The organism is Streptomyces pluripotens, from assembly GCF_000802245.2.
Lineage (GTDB): Bacteria > Actinomycetota > Actinomycetes > Streptomycetales > Streptomycetaceae > Streptomyces > Streptomyces pluripotens.
This window is the reverse complement of sequence record NZ_CP021080.1, coordinates 6,175,269-6,193,202: the sequence shown is the minus strand read 5'-3', so window position 1 is coordinate 6,193,202 and position 17,934 is coordinate 6,175,269. Positions and strand designations below refer to the sequence as shown.

General features: G+C 69.6%; 16 protein-coding genes and 1 pseudogene. 7 read left to right on the top strand and 10 right to left on the bottom strand.

Translation table 11 applies throughout. From position 1 onward, the window contains the following. Positions 1-63: 63 nt before the first annotated feature. Complete coding sequence (gene aceB, locus LK06_RS27520; RefSeq protein ID WP_039648299.1) at positions 64-1,689, top strand: malate synthase A; 1,626 nt, start codon at positions 64-66, stop codon at positions 1,687-1,689. A 97-nt stretch (positions 1,690-1,786) separates the two neighbouring features. After that, positions 1,787-1,918 (top strand): hypothetical protein, encoded by a 132-nt coding sequence (locus tag LK06_RS34950; RefSeq protein WP_267886057.1) that lies wholly within the window; start codon positions 1,787-1,789, stop codon positions 1,916-1,918. A gap of 565 nt (positions 1,919-2,483) precedes the next feature. Here the strand turns inward: LK06_RS34950 and LK06_RS27515 are convergent. From LK06_RS27515 to LK06_RS27475, 8 genes and pseudogenes are all read right to left on the bottom strand, one after another. After that, positions 2,484-3,398: a HipA family kinase gene (locus LK06_RS27515; RefSeq protein ID WP_039648301.1), complete on the bottom strand. Its 915-nt coding sequence runs from the start codon at positions 3,396-3,398 to the stop codon at positions 2,484-2,486. A 79-nt stretch (positions 3,399-3,477) separates the two neighbouring features. Further along, positions 3,478-3,765, bottom strand: a pseudogene (locus LK06_RS27510) (tyrosine-type recombinase/integrase); the annotation flags it as partial. Positions 3,766-3,793: 28 nt separating this feature from the next. Next, entirely contained in the window at positions 3,794-4,585 is a 792-nt protein-coding gene (locus LK06_RS27505; RefSeq protein WP_159025343.1) for an IS3 family transposase, read from the bottom strand. Between the two features lie 623 nt (positions 4,586-5,208). Then, the gene (locus LK06_RS27495; RefSeq protein WP_039648314.1) at positions 5,209-5,955 is read right to left on the bottom strand and encodes a hypothetical protein; all 747 of its coding nucleotides are present in this window, start codon (positions 5,953-5,955) and stop codon (positions 5,209-5,211) included. Positions 5,956-6,169: 214 nt separating this feature from the next. Next, positions 6,170-6,568, bottom strand: a complete 399-nt coding sequence (locus LK06_RS27490) for a DUF6415 family natural product biosynthesis protein (RefSeq protein ID WP_234367521.1) — start codon at positions 6,566-6,568, stop codon at positions 6,170-6,172. Beyond that, positions 6,565-6,774 carry a hypothetical protein gene (locus tag LK06_RS27485; protein WP_043434785.1) on the bottom strand — a complete coding sequence of 70 codons (210 nt, stop codon included), beginning with the start codon at positions 6,772-6,774 and terminating at the stop codon, positions 6,565-6,567. Before LK06_RS27485 ends, LK06_RS27490 begins: the two co-directional genes overlap by 4 nt. Before the next feature lie 122 nt (positions 6,775-6,896). Continuing rightward, complete coding sequence (locus tag LK06_RS27480) at positions 6,897-8,147, bottom strand: helix-turn-helix domain-containing protein (RefSeq protein ID WP_043434783.1); 1,251 nt, start codon at positions 8,145-8,147, stop codon at positions 6,897-6,899. Positions 8,148-8,630: 483 nt separating this feature from the next. After that, positions 8,631-9,371: an NAD(P)-dependent oxidoreductase gene (locus tag LK06_RS27475; protein ID WP_039648319.1), complete on the bottom strand. Its 741-nt coding sequence runs from the start codon at positions 9,369-9,371 to the stop codon at positions 8,631-8,633. Between the two features lie 117 nt (positions 9,372-9,488). On the opposite strand from LK06_RS27475, the gene LK06_RS27470 reads away from it, so the two are divergent. After that, complete coding sequence (locus LK06_RS27470) at positions 9,489-10,175, top strand: TetR/AcrR family transcriptional regulator C-terminal domain-containing protein (protein ID WP_039648321.1); 687 nt, start codon at positions 9,489-9,491, stop codon at positions 10,173-10,175. A 244-nt stretch (positions 10,176-10,419) separates the two neighbouring features. On the opposite strand, the gene LK06_RS27465 is transcribed toward LK06_RS27470, so the two are convergent. Beyond that, positions 10,420-11,949, bottom strand: a complete 1,530-nt coding sequence (locus LK06_RS27465) for an IucA/IucC family protein (RefSeq protein WP_039648324.1) — start codon at positions 11,947-11,949, stop codon at positions 10,420-10,422. A gap of 260 nt (positions 11,950-12,209) precedes the next feature. Between LK06_RS27465 and LK06_RS27460 the strand changes: the two genes are divergently transcribed. The 3 genes from LK06_RS27460 to LK06_RS27450 are packed head-to-tail and all read left to right on the top strand — an operon-like array spanning position 12,210 to position 15,802. Beyond that, positions 12,210-13,730 (top strand): IucA/IucC family protein, encoded by a 1,521-nt coding sequence (locus LK06_RS27460; protein ID WP_275673703.1) that lies wholly within the window; start codon positions 12,210-12,212, stop codon positions 13,728-13,730. A gap of 9 nt (positions 13,731-13,739) precedes the next feature. After that, the gene (locus LK06_RS27455) at positions 13,740-15,002 is read left to right on the top strand and encodes a VWA domain-containing protein (RefSeq protein ID WP_043408242.1); all 1,263 of its coding nucleotides are present in this window, start codon (positions 13,740-13,742) and stop codon (positions 15,000-15,002) included. Further along, positions 15,002-15,802, top strand: a complete 801-nt coding sequence (locus LK06_RS27450) for a hypothetical protein (RefSeq protein ID WP_039648580.1) — start codon at positions 15,002-15,004, stop codon at positions 15,800-15,802. The genes LK06_RS27455 and LK06_RS27450 overlap by 1 nt, the downstream gene beginning before the upstream one ends. A 108-nt stretch (positions 15,803-15,910) precedes the next feature. Here the strand turns inward: LK06_RS27450 and LK06_RS27445 are convergent, their stop codons facing one another. Then, positions 15,911-16,549: a winged helix-turn-helix transcriptional regulator gene (locus LK06_RS27445; RefSeq protein WP_039648328.1), complete on the bottom strand. Its 639-nt coding sequence runs from the start codon at positions 16,547-16,549 to the stop codon at positions 15,911-15,913. Between the two features lie 81 nt (positions 16,550-16,630). Between LK06_RS27445 and LK06_RS27440 the strand changes: the two genes are divergently transcribed. After that, complete coding sequence (locus tag LK06_RS27440; RefSeq protein ID WP_039648330.1) at positions 16,631-17,839, top strand: pyridoxal phosphate-dependent aminotransferase; 1,209 nt, start codon at positions 16,631-16,633, stop codon at positions 17,837-17,839. The last annotated feature ends 95 nt before the right edge of the window (positions 17,840-17,934 follow it).

The window sequence follows — 17,934 nt, the reverse complement described above, 5'->3', positions numbered from 1 at the left end:
GCGCCGACCACCCTGTTCCTGCTTCTTGGCACCCGGTGCCACCGCTGAAGGAAGTGACAGCTCATGTCCGCACCAGCGCCGTCCCCGCTGGCCATCGTCGACGCCGAGCCCCTGCCCCGGCAGGAGGAGGTCCTCACGGACGCCGCGCTCACCTTCGTGGCGGAGCTGCACCGGCGGTTCACCCCGCGCCGTGACGAGCTCCTCGCCCGCCGGGCCGAGCGCCGCGCCGACATCGCCCGCACCTCCTCGCTCGACTTCCTCCCCGAAACGGCCGCGATCCGCGAGGACGACTCGTGGAGGGTCGCCCCGGCACCCGCCTCGCTGAACGACCGACGGGTGGAGATCACCGGTCCGACCGACCGCAAGATGACCATCAACGCGCTCAACTCGGGCGCACGGGTCTGGCTCGCCGACTTCGAGGACGCCTCCGCGCCCACCTGGGAGAACGTAGTCCTCGGCCAGCTCAACCTGATCGACGCCTACACCCGGAACATCGACTTCACGGACGAGCGCACCGGCAAGTCGTACGCTCTCCGGCCGAACGAGGAGCTGGCGACCGTCGTCATGCGCCCGCGCGGCTGGCACCTGACCGAGCGGCACCTCGTCGACGCCGACGGCCAACCGGTCCCCGGCGCCTTCGTGGACTTCGGCCTCTACTTCTTCCACAACGCCCAGCGCCTGCTGGACCTCGGCAAGGGCCCGTACTTCTATCTGCCGAAGACGGAGTCGCACCTCGAAGCCCGGCTGTGGAACGACGTGTTCATCTTCGCCCAGGACTACGTCGGCATCCCGCAGGGCACCATCCGCGCGACCGTCCTGATCGAGACGATCACCGCCGCGTACGAGATGGAGGAGATCCTCTACGAACTGCGCGACCACGCCTCGGGGCTCAATGCCGGCCGGTGGGACTACCTATTCTCCATCGTGAAGAACTTCCGTGACGGCGGGCCGAAGTTCGTCCTGCCGGACCGCAACGCGGTGACGATGACCGCCCCGTTCATGCGGGCGTACACCGAACTCCTCGTCCGCACCTGCCACAAGCGCGGCGCGCACGCGATCGGCGGCATGGCGGCCTTCATCCCGTCCCGCAAGGACCCGGAGGTGAACAAGGTCGCCTTCGAGAAGGTCCGCGCCGACAAGGACCGCGAGGCGGAGGACGGTTTCGACGGCTCCTGGGTCGCCCACCCCGACCTGGTGCCCATCGCCATGGAGTCCTTCGACAAGGTCCTCGGTGACAAGCCCAACCAGAAGGACCGGCTGCGCGAGGACGTGCACGTCGAAGCCGCGGACCTGACCGCCATCGACTCACTGGAGGCGAAGCCGACCTACAACGGCCTGGTCAACGCCGTTCAGGTGGGGATCCGTTACATCGAGGCCTGGCTGCGCGGACTCGGCGCGGTCGCCATCTTCAACCTGATGGAGGACGCGGCCACCGCCGAGATCTCCCGCTCGCAGATCTGGCAGTGGATCAACGCGGGCGTCGAGTTCGAGAACGGCGAGAAGGCCACGCCCGAGCTGGCCCGCAAGGTCGCCACCGAGGAACTCGCCGCCATCCGCGAGGAGGTCGGCGAGGACGCGTTCGCGGCCGGGCACTGGCAGGAGGCCCACGACCTGCTGCTGAAGGTGTCCCTCGACGCGGACTACGCCGACTTCCTCACCCTGCCCGCATACGAACAGCTACACGGCTGACGCCCGATGCGGCGCGGCCGGTGGCCCGGAGCCCTCTCCGGGCCACCGGCCGCGATCCGCGCGGTACACAGCGGCGACGCCGTCGGACCAGTGCCGCATGGGCATCGCGCTGCGCATCGGCCAACCCCAGGAGAAGCAGGTGGCCGCCCATGCCCTGGACGGCACCCCTGACCAGTTGTGCGCGGTGGCGAAGTCGGCTCCGGCACCGACGACGAGACGGCAGCACTGAGCAAGACCTGGGACGCCGACCTCCCCGCCGGGTTCACGAACAAGTCGTCGGACCGCAGGCAGGTGCGGCAGAAGTACGTACCGTTCAACAATCCACCATCCGGCTGCTCCAGCGCCGCATGGGGCGAGGCGCCGGACTTCTTCGACACGCTCGGCCTGACCACTCGACCTGACCAGGTGCACACCTGCGCCCAGAGCGCCGCCCAGCAATGGACGTACGCCCAGGGCACCGGCGCACTGAGGAACAGGGCCGGAAAACTGCTCCAGAAAGGGACACTCGTCAGGGAACACAGTCGACCGGCGACGGAGGACGACGATGAGCAAGGAGATCACGGCCTCCGACGAGTACGTCTGGACGACCCACACCGGACGTGCTGCGCCGGGCGGCGGGGACCGGCCGCCCAGGGTAGTCCCGCCGCAGCCGGTGGCCAGACCGAAGTGTTCCGTCCCGCCCATGGCGGTGGCAGCGCAGACGCGCCATGTCACCGGCACGGAATTAGGTCGTCAGGGCCGGTGCGCCGACATGCGGGGATTTGACGGTGGACCCCTATCAAGATCACTGGGCCTCACCCCAGGTGCACCGTCCCGTCGTGTTCCACCGCCGGCCTGCCGTGCAGATCGGGAACCTGCTTGAGCCAGTCCGGACGACCCCGCCTGGTCTTCGCCGCGCGGGCGGCCTGCTCCGCCGCCAGTTCCGCAGGGCTCGGGAAATCGGTGGGCAGCCACTGTGGGGAGAGCCGGACACGGGCCAGGAGATAGTCGGCGTAGGCGTCCCGGACGTCGTCGGGCGTGCCGGACCCGGCGTCCTCGGCCAGCCAGGCGTCCGGCACCTCGGCGACGATCCCACGCAGCAGAGCCCTGGTCACTCGGGGCGCCAGTTCGGCGTCGGCGGCCCGCACATCGGGGCCGTAGCGGCCAAGGGCATGCTGCCGGAAGTCATACCTCTTGCCGGGGTCCGTGGTGCCCCAACGATGGTGGAAGACGAGGGCGGCACCATGGTCGATGAGCCACAGGCGCGGCGGCGCGATGCCGAGCGTGGGCCAGACCATCAGGTTGGAGCTGTGGATCGTGCGGTCCACATTGACGGTCAGCGCATCCAGCCAGACGATCCGGCCCGCCTCCAGAGGGTCCACCGGGAAATCCTCCGCAACCTCGGGGGTGACGTCCCGGGCTCCCGGCAGATAGTCCATGCCGAGGTTCACCCCCGCGCTCGCAGTGTGCAGGCCCCGCACCTCGTGATGGGGCTCGCCGGCGGCGACGGCCGGGTCGAAGTGGACGAGGACCAGCTCCGGGAAGCGCAGGCCGAGCGCACGCGCGAGTTCACCGACGATCACTTCGGCGACCAGCGCCTTGTGTCCCTGCGCCGATCCGGTGAACTTCACGACGTAGGTGCCCAGGTCGTCGGCCTCTACAACGCCGGGGACCGAGCCGCCGGAACGGAGGGGTTCGATGTAGCGGGTGGCGGTGACCTCTCTCAGCATCTCCCAAGGCCCCGCAGCTTATTTTCCTTACATTCCATGACCCGCTCCAACTCCGTGTAATCTGGGGAAACCTCCCCGATCAGCCCTGGGGAGAATCTGGGGAGTTTCGACCGGCATGCTCATCTCCCCGCCTCCCCAGCAGTCCGTCAATGGCGCTGCGCCCCTTGCTTCCGGCCTCCGGCATGAAGTGAGCATAGTAACCAAGCGTGACAGCCGGAGAGGAGTGCCCGAGCCATCGCGCCAACGTCACGACGGGCTCCCCTGCCTCCAGCATGATCGAGGCGTAGGTGTGCCGCAGCACGTGGAAGCCGTCTTTCGGCGCCGCCTCCCACTGCCAGTCCTTCGCGCCCTTGACGCGCGGAGGAATGTCAATCCCCTCGCAGCGTGGAGACGATCTATGCGGCCAGTCCCTCGGTGAGGGTGGCCCGGTACTCGCGTTCGTAGTCGATCGGGCTTTTGAACCCGCACACGCTATGTAGCCGCCTGGTGTTGTAGAAGTCAGTGATCCAGGTGGCGATCTTGATGCGGGCCTCGGTGCGGGTGCGGAAGGTGTGCCGGTGGACGTACTCGACCTTCAGCACGCTGTTGAACGCCTCGCTCACGGCGTTGTCGAAGCAAGATCCGACTCGGCCCATGGACTGCACGACGCCCAGCTTGCGGCAGGCCCGCTTGAACTTCCGGGAGCAGTATTCGCTACCTCTGTCGGTGTGCATGATCACACCGCGGACGTCGCCGCCCCGGGTGGCCGCGGCCATGTTGAGTGAAGCCACCACCAGTTCGGCGTCGTGCCGGGCGCCCATCGCGTAGCCGAGCAGCCGACGGGAGAAAAGATCGATCACCGTTGCCAGGTAGAGCTTGCCCTCGCCGGTGTCGAACTCGGTCATGTCGCCTGCCCAGACGAGGTCGGGTTCCTCGGCGGTGAAGTCCCGGCGGACGAAGTCCGGGGCGGCCGGCCGCTTCCCTGGCCTGATCAGAGACCGGCGGCGCGTGACCTTCCGGCCCGCCAGCCCGAGCTCGGCCATCAGCTTCGCGACGGTGTTCACCGACACCCGCCAGCCCCGGCGTACCAGCTCGATGAACACCTTCGGCGAGCCGTAAGTGCCCCGGAGCAGCGGAAGATCTCCTCGATCTCCTCCACCAGGTGCTGCGGGCGCATCTCCCGCTCGGTCGGCGGTCAGTCGCGCCACTTGTAGCACCATGACTCCGATACCCCCAGAGCACGGCACGCGACGCGATGCAGTATCCCCTCCTCGGCCTTGCAGCTGCTGATCACCCCGACCGCCACAGCCGGGTCCGCCTCAGCTACTTCACCCACAAGGCCACGAATCGCTTGCACACATCACGCTCCATCTCCAGCTCGCGGATGCGTTTGTCCTTCTCCCCGGCCTCGGCCCGCAGCCGCTCCAGCTCCGCCCGCTCGCTCTCCCGCAGCCGACCACCAGAGGGCTCGGCCGCCGGCCGGTCCGCCGACGGCGACCCGTTGCGCCTTCTCGAACAGCCCCACCAACCTGATCAAGCCTCCTCGGGACGGTTCGGGAAGGGGGCTTGAGAACGCGGGAGGCGTAGCCGGCGGCGACCGCGTCGAACATGCCCATGTCCTGGTCCTCTATGCCCAGGCCGCGCAACCCGTTCGGGAACGGCATGACCCTGTACTCGTCCATCGTCTACGAGAGCGCGTCGAGCTTCTTCTGAACCACCTGGAGATACTGCCAAAGGCCGTGCAGTGACGTGCCGTTCATACCGCTAGACCGGACGTCACGGCACGCCCTGCGCACAGGCCCAAACCCCGTGAACCTATGCGGTCACAGCGCTACCCGGCCCATACCGTGTACACGGCACGAACTGCGGGCCGAACGGCTGGGATGTCTGCCCACTGTTCCCGGTAGCTGGCTCCGGGCGCCAGGGTGCTTGGGACGTTGTCGGATGATCCTGTGTCGCCGCCGACGATCTTCCCAGCCTTGTCGTAGAGAATCACCTGCTGGATGACATAGCCATTCACAGCCTTCTTCGTGCTGTTGGTGACCTTCACCGTCAGGTTGTAGGAGTAGGGCGTGTCGACGATGCCGTCGTCGGTGGTGCCCTTGCTCAGCTTGAGTTCACTGGTGGCGAGTGGCGTGGCGGAAGTGCCGGCGTACATGGCGTTGTCCGAAGGACTGACGGTGACCTTCGCTGGGGTCCCAGTAAGTTGGGTGACGCTGTCGCCGAGGTTGCCGAAGTAGTCGAAGCTGCCGCGGGCGGGGACAGCTGGCAGGGTTTCGGTGTCGGATCCGATGATGGTGCCGCTCTTGTCGAGCGCGCGCGCATCGAGGCTGACTGAGGCCGGAGAGGCACCGGGGTTCGAGACGCGGGCAACGTACCAGACCGCAGTCGTGCCCATCCCCTTGTCGGTGTGGGTCCACAACAGACGCACGCTCGCCTTCGGTGCAGGGTTGCTCGACGAGTCGACGGCTGCCGTCGCGGTGTCATGTGAGATCGCGTCGTGTTGGGTGCCGCTGCTGCATCCGGTGAGCAGAACACCGGCGGTCAAAGCGGCGGCCAGACTGATGCTGCGTCTCACGTGATTCCCCCAGTACCAATACGAGTTCGCTGGATAGTCCCATCAGCCACATGGTGGGTCAACTGATCAGTTGAGGCCGTAGTAGACGTCGGACTGCTCACGAGCACCGATCTGTGGCGCACTGCCCGCGAGTTGCGGTGCGCGGGGTCCGCGTGAGCGCCAAGGCGAGGGCCGGTCACGGCCGCCACGTACACGAGCGGGTCGACGACCGCGTTCACGGCTTCCTGCCTTCCGGAGCTGCTTCGCCGTCGAGTCCGTCATAGTGGTCGCACAGGGCTTTGGCGGAGCGGGCCAACTTCCGTGCCACGGCAACGCGGACAGCCGGTGTGCCGCCGTCCCCCAGCCGAAGTTTCCCAGCCGCCTCGCCGACACAAGCGAGCGCACAGTACCGCGGGATGCTCCCCTTCGGCAGCCGCGAGGCCTTCGCCTCGACCTCGGGGATCAGGACCGCCAGCTGCCCCCTCAGCAGCATGGTGAGCGTGTCCAACCCCGTGGGGACCGCTGGCAGCGCCTCCGGGACGTCGTCCGGACCGAGCAGGAGGCGCACGGTCTCGCGCGTCGTCTCAATGTCCACCGGAGCCGCGTCGACGTCTCGGTTCATCGTGGTGCTCACCCGCGCACCGCCCGTCCGGCCCGGCAGCCCAGGCAGCCGCACTGCGGGAATGCCGTGCTGAACAGAGGAGGAATGGGCTGGTTCCCGGGGATGATGGTGAGCGTGCCCCGGTCCCGGGTGACGGTGCCGTAGCGGTCCACCGTGTAGACCCGCATCGTCATGCCGCCCTGTGGGCTGGTTGCGGGTGAGGCTGTACGGTTCGTCATGTCGACGCTCCTACGTAGCGTTGGCCATGCCCCGGGAGGTGTCTCACCACCTCGCCGGGGTCCGACGCTTCGACCGTAGGGGCGTCCTTCGACGACCGCCGACCGTAATTCGGTCGCTACGCTCAGGCAGCGAGAAGGCCTACCTTCTCGGCCAGTTCTGCCGCGCGACGCCGACGTGGTGCCTGAGTGGACTCGATACTCTCCAAGAGGATCGTCTTCGCGTACCCGTTGTATCGGATCGTCTCCGGTGCGGCTTCGAACGCCTTACCCAGCGACGCCAGCGCCGCATCCGGCTGGCCATCCAACTGGAATCCCCGGGCCTCCTCGATCCTGTGCCGGGCCCGGCGCGGCCTGGACTCGATGACGTAATCGTCGGCACGGGCCGCTTGCCGAACGGACTCGCCACCCTGGCGCAGCTCGACTGCCACGGTGACCGCGTGGGCGCCCATCACAGCGCGTGAGAACGAGGTGACGGGGTGGTAGTAGTCGGCCGGCAGCCGGGTGGCCATGTCGTTCGCCTTGTCCCAGTGCCGCCATGCCGTGCCGGTCTCCAGGCGGCGCGCCGCGGTGTACCCGAGTTCGAACTGCAAGGCGCCTGCGATGGCAAGGACATCGTCGCTCGCGTCGGGCAGCAAGGGTTCCAGGTAGCGGACGGCTTCCAGGTTGACGGCGTCCGCAGCATCGTAGTGGCGGGGGCCGGTATCGCGATGCGCCTGTGCCAGGAGCCAGGCCGCCACACCGATCGTGTGCGGGTCCTCGCTGTCCTGGGCGGCAACCATGCCCCGCTCAGCCACGCGCCACAGCAAGGAGCTGTCGGGTTGGTAGGCGATGAAGAACTGCGAGAGCGAGTACGTCTGGGCGAGGAGGGCCTGCGTCCGTCGCCGTTCCGCGGCGCTGTCGGCCTGCCGTACGAGGGCCTGGGCGTCCCGGATCAGGTCGGGCAGCAGCTTGCCGATGGCCTCCCTGTGATTCTTCGACGCATGCCGGGCCTTCCACGCGGCGTGCATCCGAGCCTCCAGGTGCGCAACGGGTGGCGGTTCCACGACGGTGGTGAGTGGAAACGAGTCGATCGCGGCCTTCACGGCTGCGAGCCGCGGGTGCCCCGGGCCGACGAATAGTGCCACCTGTGCCTCCGGCCTGCCCGTGAGGTCGGCCAGGTCACGGACCCGGAGAATCTCAGCGATGCGGAGCACTGATTCCAGGCCTGGTGCTTTCTGCTGGCCATTCTCGATCTTGCGGTAGGTATGCGGCGAGACACCAAGGAGATCAGCGACCTGGGTTTGGGTCATCCCTCGACGCTCACGCAGGATCTGCACTCTCTGACCAAACCTCAGCGGATCGGCGCACGGGTCCGGGGTAACATCTGAGGACATCACGGCCTTGCCCCTCCTAGCAGCTTCGTCACTGCCAGAGTAGGGGGCAGGGCCGGTTTCATGTGAGCGTCCGGCACTCACGGACGGCCAGCGCAAGCCGCAGCAGCCGAACTCCACACACGAGCAAGTAACCCCAGCGCATGGGCCCTTCGACGGACCGCGCGGTCGAGGCTGCGCCGTCCATGGCGTCCCCGTGCGTGTTCCGACGATGGACTTGGCCGACGTAGCGATCGCAGCGGTGCCGCCCATGGGTCAAAAGTGTTCCACCGAGGGCGAGATGGGCCAGGCCAGCCTAGCGGTGGTCAGTCATCCAGTCATGTTCATGGCCGTACCGGCCCCTGGCCAACTCGGTGAGGTGTATCGACGACCCGGCCACCGTGGTGCGATCGTGCCGCACCACGGTTCTGTGGCCGGTCGGCGTCCGGTCGGTGCTCGGTCCGGCCCGGGTGCACGGGCCGGGAGGAGCGACGGCACATGTGCGGTTCAGGCCGCTTGGTCCGCGGGCGCGTGGGCGAGCGCGGAGGGGCTGAGCCGTCCCACGATCGCCGGTGCCTGCCGGACGAGTTCGTCGTTGCGCAGTGCCTCGACCATGAACAGGGCGAAGTCCACACGGCGCGTCAGGTTGCTCGCCAGGACCGGGTCGCCCACGTGCCGGCTCCAGACGGGCAGCCCCTGGCTCTCGCCCTCCTCCAGGTCGCTGCCGCGCACCACGGTCCAGCGGGTGTCGCTGGCGAAGATCCTGCGGCACGCCTCCACCTGGTCGTCCAGGTCCACGAGCCTGGCGAGCTTCGCCAGCCGTCCGAAGGCCGCCACGAACGCCCTGAGTCTGAGCGGGTACACGTCCTTGCCGTCGCGCGTGATGTGCCACCCGCAGGAGAAGACCAGCCGGGCGTCCGGAGCGGCGTGGTCGAGTACGGCCTGGGCCGTGCCGGAGGCGTAGTGGTTCATCCCCCAAGGAGCCAGCACGGTGAGCACCGCGTCGCACCCGTCGACGGCCCGTGCGATCACCGCCCGGTCGTCGGTCGCCCCGGGCACGACCGTGATGCGGCCCTCGAACTCGGCGAGTTTGCCCACGCTCTGCTCCCGGCAGACGCCCACCACCTCGTAGCCCCGCTCCAGCGCGTGCCGGACCATGTAGCGCCCGAGCCTGCCGGACGCTCCGACGATGCAGACCTTCCTCGGTGTGCCCGCTGTGCGAGCACCGTCCCGCCTCACCGGATCCACGTGTTCCTCCTGGGTTGTCGTCCGACACGCTGTCCTTACGTTGTAAGGCTACCTTACGCGGTAAGGTGATCAAGGGCTCTGAACCGCCTTTCGAGAATCCAAGCGAAGGGAACGCCATTGGCCGCCCGTGAATCCCGCACCCCGGCACGCCACCGGGACCAGCCGCTGAGCAGGCAGTCGGTGCTCCGCGCGGCGGTGGACCTGGCCGACGAGGCGGGCGTGGGCGCGTTGACCATGCGCAGGCTCGCCGAGCGCCTCGGCGTCGAGGCCATGTCGCTGTACCACCACGTGGCCAACAAGGAGGCGATCCTCGACGGCATGGTCGACGCGGTCTTCGACGAGGTCGACCTCCCGCCGGCCGGGCTCGACTGGAAGGCCGCCATGCGGCAGCGGGCGGTCTCGATGCGCGCCGCACTCGCCCGTCACCCCTGGGCGATCGGCCTCATGGAGTCGCGCGCCAACCCCGGTCCGGGGACGCTGCGCCACCACGACGCGGTCATCGGCGCCCTGCGGTCGGGCGGCTTCGGCGTCGCGGGTGCGGCGCACGCGTTCTCGGTGCTGGACAGCTACGTCTACGGATTCGCGCTGCAGGAGACCAGCCTGCCGTTCGAGTCGTCCGGCGGCGATCTCGACGAACTGGCCGAGGCCGTCCTGGGCACGATGTCCCCCGGCGACTTCCCGCACCTCACCGAGATGATCGTCGGCCACACCATGAAGCCCGGATACGCCTACGCCGACGAGTTCGCCATCGGCCTCGACCTGATCCTCGACGGCCTGGAACTGCGGCGCGCCCTCTGGCAGTGACGGCTCCGGCCATGGCCCGCGGTCACTCGGTGTGCTGTCCGCGGTTCGGTGACCGGATGGCCTGCGCCCCGCCGCCCATGGCGACGGCAGCCGGCGGATGGCAGGACACACGTCGGCAGGACACACGTCGGCGGCAGGGCGCGGGCCGGGTGCGAGCGCGGGCCGGCGGCAGAACGCGGACGAACAGGGACCGGCAGCAGGGGGCGGCCGGACAGGGACAGGTCAGGCACCGGCCAGGGACAGGTCAGGCACCGGCCAGGGGATTCGGCACGGGCTGGTAGCGGGCGTCCGCGCCGTCCGCGCCCGTCCAGCGCAGCAGCAGGTTGGTCTTGCCGGGGAGGGTGGGCGAGGCCAGCAGGGCCGGGATCTCGGGCAGGTCGTGCCGGGCGAGTTCACGGCGGACGGCGGGCCACGGATCCAGGCCGGGGTGGTCTTCGGCGAGAGTGGCCGCGATCTCGCTGAGGTGGTTGACGACCAGGCAGTACACCAGTCGCTCCCAGCCGGCGGCGCGCGAGACGTCCGTCAGCAGCTTGGCCCCCTCGGCGTCCCGGAACAGTGCCTGCACGGGCGTACCGGCGGCGTCCACGGCGACGAGGGTGTTCTGCAGATGGGCCTCCAGGACGACCCCGTGGTCGCTGAACGCGGTCAGGGCGGGCGGGACGACCTGCCGCAGGTACGCCTCCCACCAGGCCAGGGGATCGGCCGCGGTGGCATGCGGGCTGCCGTCGAAGCCCTCCGCGAGGCTCGCGGCGAGCAACGCGGTGGCGCCCGGCAGTAGATGGCCGTGCAGGCCGTCCCGGACGAGGACGGCGAGTTCCTCGAAGGCGAAGGCGGCCGTGCGGTAGCCCCGGTCGCTCAGCCAGGACGCGGGCACGGACGGTCCCATGGTGGCGAAGGCTTGCTGGACGGTGGTGTCGGTCCGGCGCAGTTTCCGCAGGTCGTGCCGCCACAGCCGGCGGATGTCGTTCGTGATGCGGACGTCCAGGCTGAACTTCAGGAACAGATCGCGCCGGGGCTCGTACACCGTGCGGACCGCCGCCGTGGGCCAGGCGGGGTAGGGGGTGGTGCCGAGCCGGAGCAGGCGGCCGTCGGCGAAGGCGGGGGCGAGTTCGCGGGCGACGAGGCCGAGTTGCCAGGGATGCGCGGGCAGCAGCCGGTAGCCGGGCGGTGCCGAGCCGAGGGCGTCCAGTGCGCTGGTGTCGCCCTCCTCGGCCACCTGGTCCTCGCGAACGCCCAGCAGCGCCAGCGGGAAGCACGCATGGGCCTCGGGGGCGTAGGGCAGCCAGGAGCCGACCGGGCCGCCTCCGCGGGCCTTGGGGGCCGGGTGGTAGGGGTGGCCGGTGAGCAGGGACTGCTCGGAGTACAGGTACGCGTTCCTGGGCGGCGTCGCCTGTGCGCGGGCGGCGAGCAGGGCGGCGACGGCGTCCCGAGAGTCGATCATCTCGGCGGGCAGGTCGCCGCCCGGCAGTCCGGTGTGCCGGCGCATTTCCTCGGCGACGAGTTTGACCAGTTCGGTGTGGCCGACCCGGTGCCAGGTGCCGGCCGCGTGCAGCTCGGGGTCGGCGGGGCGCCGCCCGGGGCGCACGCGCAGCAGTCGCCCGCTCGGCAGCCGGTGGATACGCCGCTCGCCGGCTTCCGGGAGGGGCTCGGCCACCTCGCGCAAGAGACAGTTGAGCAGGGGCGCGGCCGCGTAAGCGTCGGCGCGTCGCCCGACGGAGCCGCTGGACGGCGGGCCGGCAGTGCCGGTGGAGGGATGGAGGTCCACACGATCCATTCAGTGTTCGGCCGGGCCGGTCCCTGCCCGGGTCATTCCTTGTCCTTGGCCGGTCCCCACCCGGGTCGGTCTTCGGCCTGGTGGCGTTCCTGCCCGGGTCGGTGTCGGTCCTTGTCCTGGCCGGTTGCTGCCCGGGTCGGCTTCTGACCTCGCCGGTCTCTGCTGAGGTCGTCTTTGACCGGGTCCCGTCGCGATCAGTATGTCTGCCGTCCCCCACAATCGTGCCCGCTGCCGTACCCGTACCCGTACCCGAGGAGCCGATGGTGTACCGTCCGTTGACCACCGAGGCCGAGGTCGCCCGGGAACTGGCCGGTATCCGGCCCGGTTTGCTTCCCGGGTACACAGCCGAACTACCAGGGGCGCGCGCCGCCGTGCTGACCCGTCTGTGGCGGGCGCTCGCCCATGAGCCGCTGCCGTGGGTCACCCGGAGGTTTGGGGGGACAGGCGGTCTCGCCCTGCTGCTCGACGACGGCCGGGCCCTGCACGGACCGGCCTCGGATCCCTACGCGACCGGCGCGCACGTCAACGACCTACGTTTGGACGGTGTGCCCTACGACGATCCGGCGCTGCTGGTGGCGGACCTCGCGGTGCCGCACGCAGCCGGGTTCTCGGCCGAACTCGCGCACAGTGTGGTGTCGTTGGCGCTGTCGCGGGCGGACGCGGTTCACCCGGAGGAGTGGCCCGCTCAGGACTGGCAATGGGAGCAGCGGGTGATCGACGGGCACCCGTTCCACCCCAACTGCCGTGCCCGGACCGACTTCTCGGTGTCGGACCAGTTGGCGTACGGGCCGGAGCACCGGCCGGTGGTGGAGCTGGGCACGGTACCGGTGCGGGCGGACCAGTGCCTGGTGTCGGGTTCCTGGCCGGGTGAACTGCGTGACGGAGGGCACCTGTTGCTGCCCGTGCATCCCTGGCAGGCAGAACATGTGCTCAAACGGTCCAGCCGTCCGTGGCGCACGGCCCGTCCTCTGCTGTCCCTGCGCACCCTCGCGCCGACCGACGGCGGCCCGCACGTGAAGACGGCGCTGAGCACCCGGCTGACCTCCTCGGTCCGGGACATCTCCGGGTACTCGGTCCGAGCGTCCGCGGACCTCTCGGCTCTCGGAGCCGCGCTGGCCGCCCGCACAGACGGACTCCTGCACGTCACGCACACGTTGGGGGCGGTGTCCGCCCACTCGCCGGACCTGGCCGCACTGCTCAGGGAGTCGCCCGAGGTGTACGCGGCACCGGGCGAGCGGGTCCTGCCGGTGGCCGCGCTCACCACCACGGCCCTCCCCTCCTCCCCCGCCTGGCTCGCGGCCTTCACGCGCCTTGCGCTCACCGTCGGCCTGCGTCTGCTGGAACTGGGCGTGGCGCTGGAGGCGCACGGCCAGAATCTCCTGGTGATCCTGTCGGCCGGTGGTGAACCCGTGCGCCTGGTCTACCGCGACCTGGCCGATATCCGGATCAGTCCCGCCCGTCTGGCCCACCACGGCTTGACCCCGCCGGACCTCACGGGCCGTCTGATCACCGACGACGAAACCGCCTTGCGGCGCAAGCTGTTCGGCTCTCTGGTGGCGGGCGCCCTGGCCGGCACCGCTGGTTCGGGTCCGGCTCTCGGCGCGGCCCTGGAGTCCGCCGTGCCGGACCTGCCGGACACCGCGGATCTGCGGGCACTGCGCGAAGACCCGCTGCCCGCCAAGGCGCTGACCCTGATGCGTTTGTCCCCGGACAGTCCCGGTGACCTGTGGACCTCGCTGCCCAACCCGCTCGTTTTGGAGCGCGGCCCGTCCGGTCAATAGGATCCGGCGATGATCAGAAGACAACGGCTGGTGGCGGGAGTCTGCGCTCTGCTCGCCGCCCTGACGGCGGGACTCGCGTTCCCGTCCTCGGCTGTGGCCGACGAGACGGAACAGGCGGCTCCCAAGGTCGAACTCGTGCTGGACGTCAGCGGTTCCATGCGCACCAGGGACATCGACGGTGGTTCCCGAATGGCCGCGGCGAAGCAGGCGTTCAACGAGGTGCTCGACGCGACTCCCAAGGAGGTCCAGCTCGGCATCCGCACCCTGGGCGCCAACTACCACGGCAACGACCGCAAAGAGGGCTGCAAGGACACCGCCCAGCTCTACCCGGTCGGCCCGCTGAACCGGACCGATGCGAAGGCGGCGGTGGCCACGCTGGCGCCGACCGGTTGGACGCCGATCGGGCCCGCGCTGCTGAAGGCGGCGGACGATCTGCGCGGCGGTGACGGTACCCGCCGTATCGTCCTGATCAGCGACGGCGAGGACACCTGCCAGCCGCTCGATCCGTGCGAAGTGGCCCGGGAGATAGCCGCCAAGGGCATCGGGCTGACCATCGACACCCTTGGTCTGGTGCCGGACGCCAAGACGCGCGATCAGCTCAGCTGCATCGCGGACGCGACCGGCGGGACCTACACCTCCGTGCAGCACAAGGAGGAACTGACCGACCGAGTGGGGCAGTTGGTGGATCGTGCGGCCGATCCAGTGGTCACGCCGGTGGCCGCCGAGGGAGCCGACCGGTGCGAGAAGGCGCCGATGCTCACGTCGGGGCTGTACACCGACCGTGAGGAGTTCGGGCAGCAGCGCTGGTACAAGGTGGAGGTCAACCCCGGCCAGGAGCTGCGCGCCTCGGTGAGCGTGGCGGACGACCGGGCCGTCAACCCCCAGTATGGTGTGCTGTTGAGGGCGGTGACCGTGCACGGGCGTGAGATCGTGCGCGGTGAGGCCGGCGGCACCGGCCGTACGGACGTCATCTCGACCGGCCTGCGCTACCCGCGGCCGAAGAGCGACGACGACGCGGCGACCGCGGAGACGGTGTGTCTGCAGGTCACCCAGTCGTTCTCGGCTGCTTCGGAGGTGAAGACGACGCCGGGTCTGCCGCTGGAGCTGACCGTGGACGTGGTGGACGGACCGTCCGGTCACCACGACGTGGCCTCGTTCGGGCTCGGGCGCGGCTGGTGGCTGCTCGGCGCACTGGTGCTGGCCGGCTTCCTGGCAGGTCTGCTGTGGGGGTGGCTGTCACGCTGGCGGGTCGCGGTCTGGAGGACGAACTGATGCGTATGACACGTGTGTGGGGCGCTGCGCTCCTGGCGCTCGGCCTGGCCGCGGGGCCGGCCGTTGCCGATTCCTCTCCGTCCCCGAGTGCCTCCGGCGACGGCACGGCACCCACTCGGGCGGGCACCTCCTTCCGTACGGCGACGGAGATCGAACAGGGGCAGCAGGCCACCGCGTCCGGGTCCACCGGTGACTATCTGTACTGGTCGTTCCCCGCGGACATCGGGCAGCGGCCCACCGTCAAGGCGACGGTGAAGTTGCCCGGGAACCACGGGTCGCAGACCTGGCAGGTCGATGTGTACGACGGGCTGCGGCGCCGCCAGTCCTGCCAGTACGGCGCGGCGACGCGCACCGTCGCGCAGGGCGCTGCCACGGTCGAGCTGGCCTGTGTGCTGCGCACGGTGCGCAGTTGGTCGGAGCCGTGGGCCAACGACCCGTTGCCGGGTACGTACTACGTCCGGCTGACCGTGGTGGACCTCGGCGCCTCCGATCTCGGACAGCCGGTGAGCACCGAGGTGCGCGTCGACTCCAAGGACATCGGCGGCGCAGCCGCTGTGGACGGCTCGTTGGCCAAGCCGCTCGTCCCGGGCATCGCGGTCAAGTCCGGCGAGAAGAAGGACGGTTCGACACCGGCGGTGTTGTCCAGCTTCGGCTCCGACGACGGCTGGTCCGCCGGCTGGTGGTCCAGCCGCTGGGTGTGGACCGCGATCGGTGGCGTGCTGGCCGCGCTCGCCGGTATCGGCGGGTACGCGCTGACGCGTGGCTCGGGACGGCCCTCACGGGTGCCACCGGGCGCCTGACGATTGCCGCACCGCACGACGTCGGGACACCGACGCGCCGTGTGGGTGAGCCGTACGGCTCACCGGTCCCCCGGGAAGGCCCGCCGCTCCGGCGGGCCTTCGCTCGTGTCAGGCCTCGCACAGCGCCTTCGCGAACGCGCTGTCGCCGGTCACCGTGACGCGTCCGGCCCGGACGGCCGCGGTGAGGTCCAGTTCCCCGCGTGCCACGGCTTCGCACGTCCCCGCATCCAGGTCGAGTCGCGCGTCGGCCTCGCCGGGCGCGGGACCGTCGCCGTACACCGGTCCGTCCGCGCTGCCGACCCGCAGATGGAACTCTCCCGACTCCAGTCGGACTTCGACCAGTCCCGCGCCGGCCCCCTCATCGGCCAGGGCACGCAGCAACGGCAGTGCGAACCAGTGTGCGCGCACCGCGTCGGTCGGCCGTCGCTCCCCGAGTTCGGCCTCGCCCCATGCCCCCAAGGCCTGCAGCACGGGCAGCAAGGCTGTTCCCCGTGGGGTGAGTTCGTACACCTGCACGACTCCCGGCGGCGGCAGTCGGCGGCGGGTGGCGAGTCCGTCGCGTTCCATGTCCTTCAGCCGGGAGGCGAGCACGTCCGTGCTCACACCGGGCAGGTCCGCGTGCAGGTCCGTGTAACGGCGGGGGCCCGCGAGTAGCTCCCGGACGATCAGCAGGGTCCAGCGGTCGCCCACGAGGTCCAGGGCGCGGGCCGCGGGACAGTACTGGTCGTAGCTTCGGCGAGGTGGCATGCGACGCAGTCTAGACAAGTTGTTGGACTTTCCAAGCTCTCACTTGGTAAAACCAAGCACCACGAGTTTCCGGAGGGACGCATGGAGTTCCGACAGTCGAACAAGCTCAGCGAGGTCTGCTACGAGATCCGCGGCCCGGTGATCGAGCACGCCAACGCGCTGGAGGAGGCGGGGCACAGCGTGCTCCGGCTGAACACCGGCAACCCCGCGGCCTTCGGCTTCGAGGCACCGGAGGAAATCGTCCAGGACATGATCCGGATGCTGCCGCAGGCGCACGGCTATACGGACTCGCGCGGCATCCTCTCCGCCCGCCGCGCGGTCGCCCAGCGCTATCAGAACCTGGGCCTCGACGTCGGCGTGGAAGACGTCTACCTGGGCAACGGCGTCTCGGAGCTGGTCTCCATGGCCGTACAGGCCCTGGTCGAGGACGGTGACGAAATCCTCGTCCCTGCACCGGACTTCCCTCTCTGGACGGCCACGACGACCCTGTCCGGCGGACGCGCGGTCCACTACGTGTGCGACGAACAGGCCGACTGGAACCCGGACCTGGCCGACATGGCGTCGAAGATCACGGACCGTACCAAGGCCGTGGTCATCATCAACCCCAACAACCCCACCGGCGCGGTCTACCCCAAGGAGGTCGTCGAAGGCATCCTGGACCTGGCCCGCCAGCACGGGCTGATGGTGTTCGCCGACGAGATCTACGACCAGATCCTCTACGACGACGCGGTCCACCACTCCGCCGCCGCGCTCGCCCCCGACCTGGTCGTGCTCACCTTCTGCGGCCTGTCGAAGACGTACCGGGTGGCAGGCTTCCGCTCCGGCTGGCTGGTCGTCACGGGCCCCAGGCAGCATGCGAAGGACTACCTGGAGGGTCTGACCATGCTGGCCTCCATGCGCCTGTGCGCCAACGCACCCGCCCAGTACGCGATCCAGGCCGCGCTGGGCGGACGCCAGTCCATCCGCGACCTCACCCTGCCCGGGGGGCGGTTGCACGAGCAGCGGAACACCGCCTGGCAGAAGCTCAACGAGATCCCCGGCGTGAGCTGCGTGAAGCCCAGGGGAGCCCTCTACGCGTTCCCGCGCATCGATCCCACGGTGCACCGGATCCACGACGACGAAAGGTTCGTCCTCGACCTTCTCCTCCGCGAGAAGATCCAGGTCGTCCAGGGCACGGGTTTCAACTGGCCCTCCCCCGATCACTTCCGCATCCTGACGTTGCCGCACGCGGACGACTTGGAAGCGGCGATCGGCAGGATCGGGCGGTTCCTCAGCGGGTACCGGCAGTAGTCCCTCCGCACGCCGGCACGCGGATCACCCCGCACGGCCGGAGGACTTCGCGCAGGACGTGCCGCACGCGCCGCCGGCGCACGCCTGACTAGTGG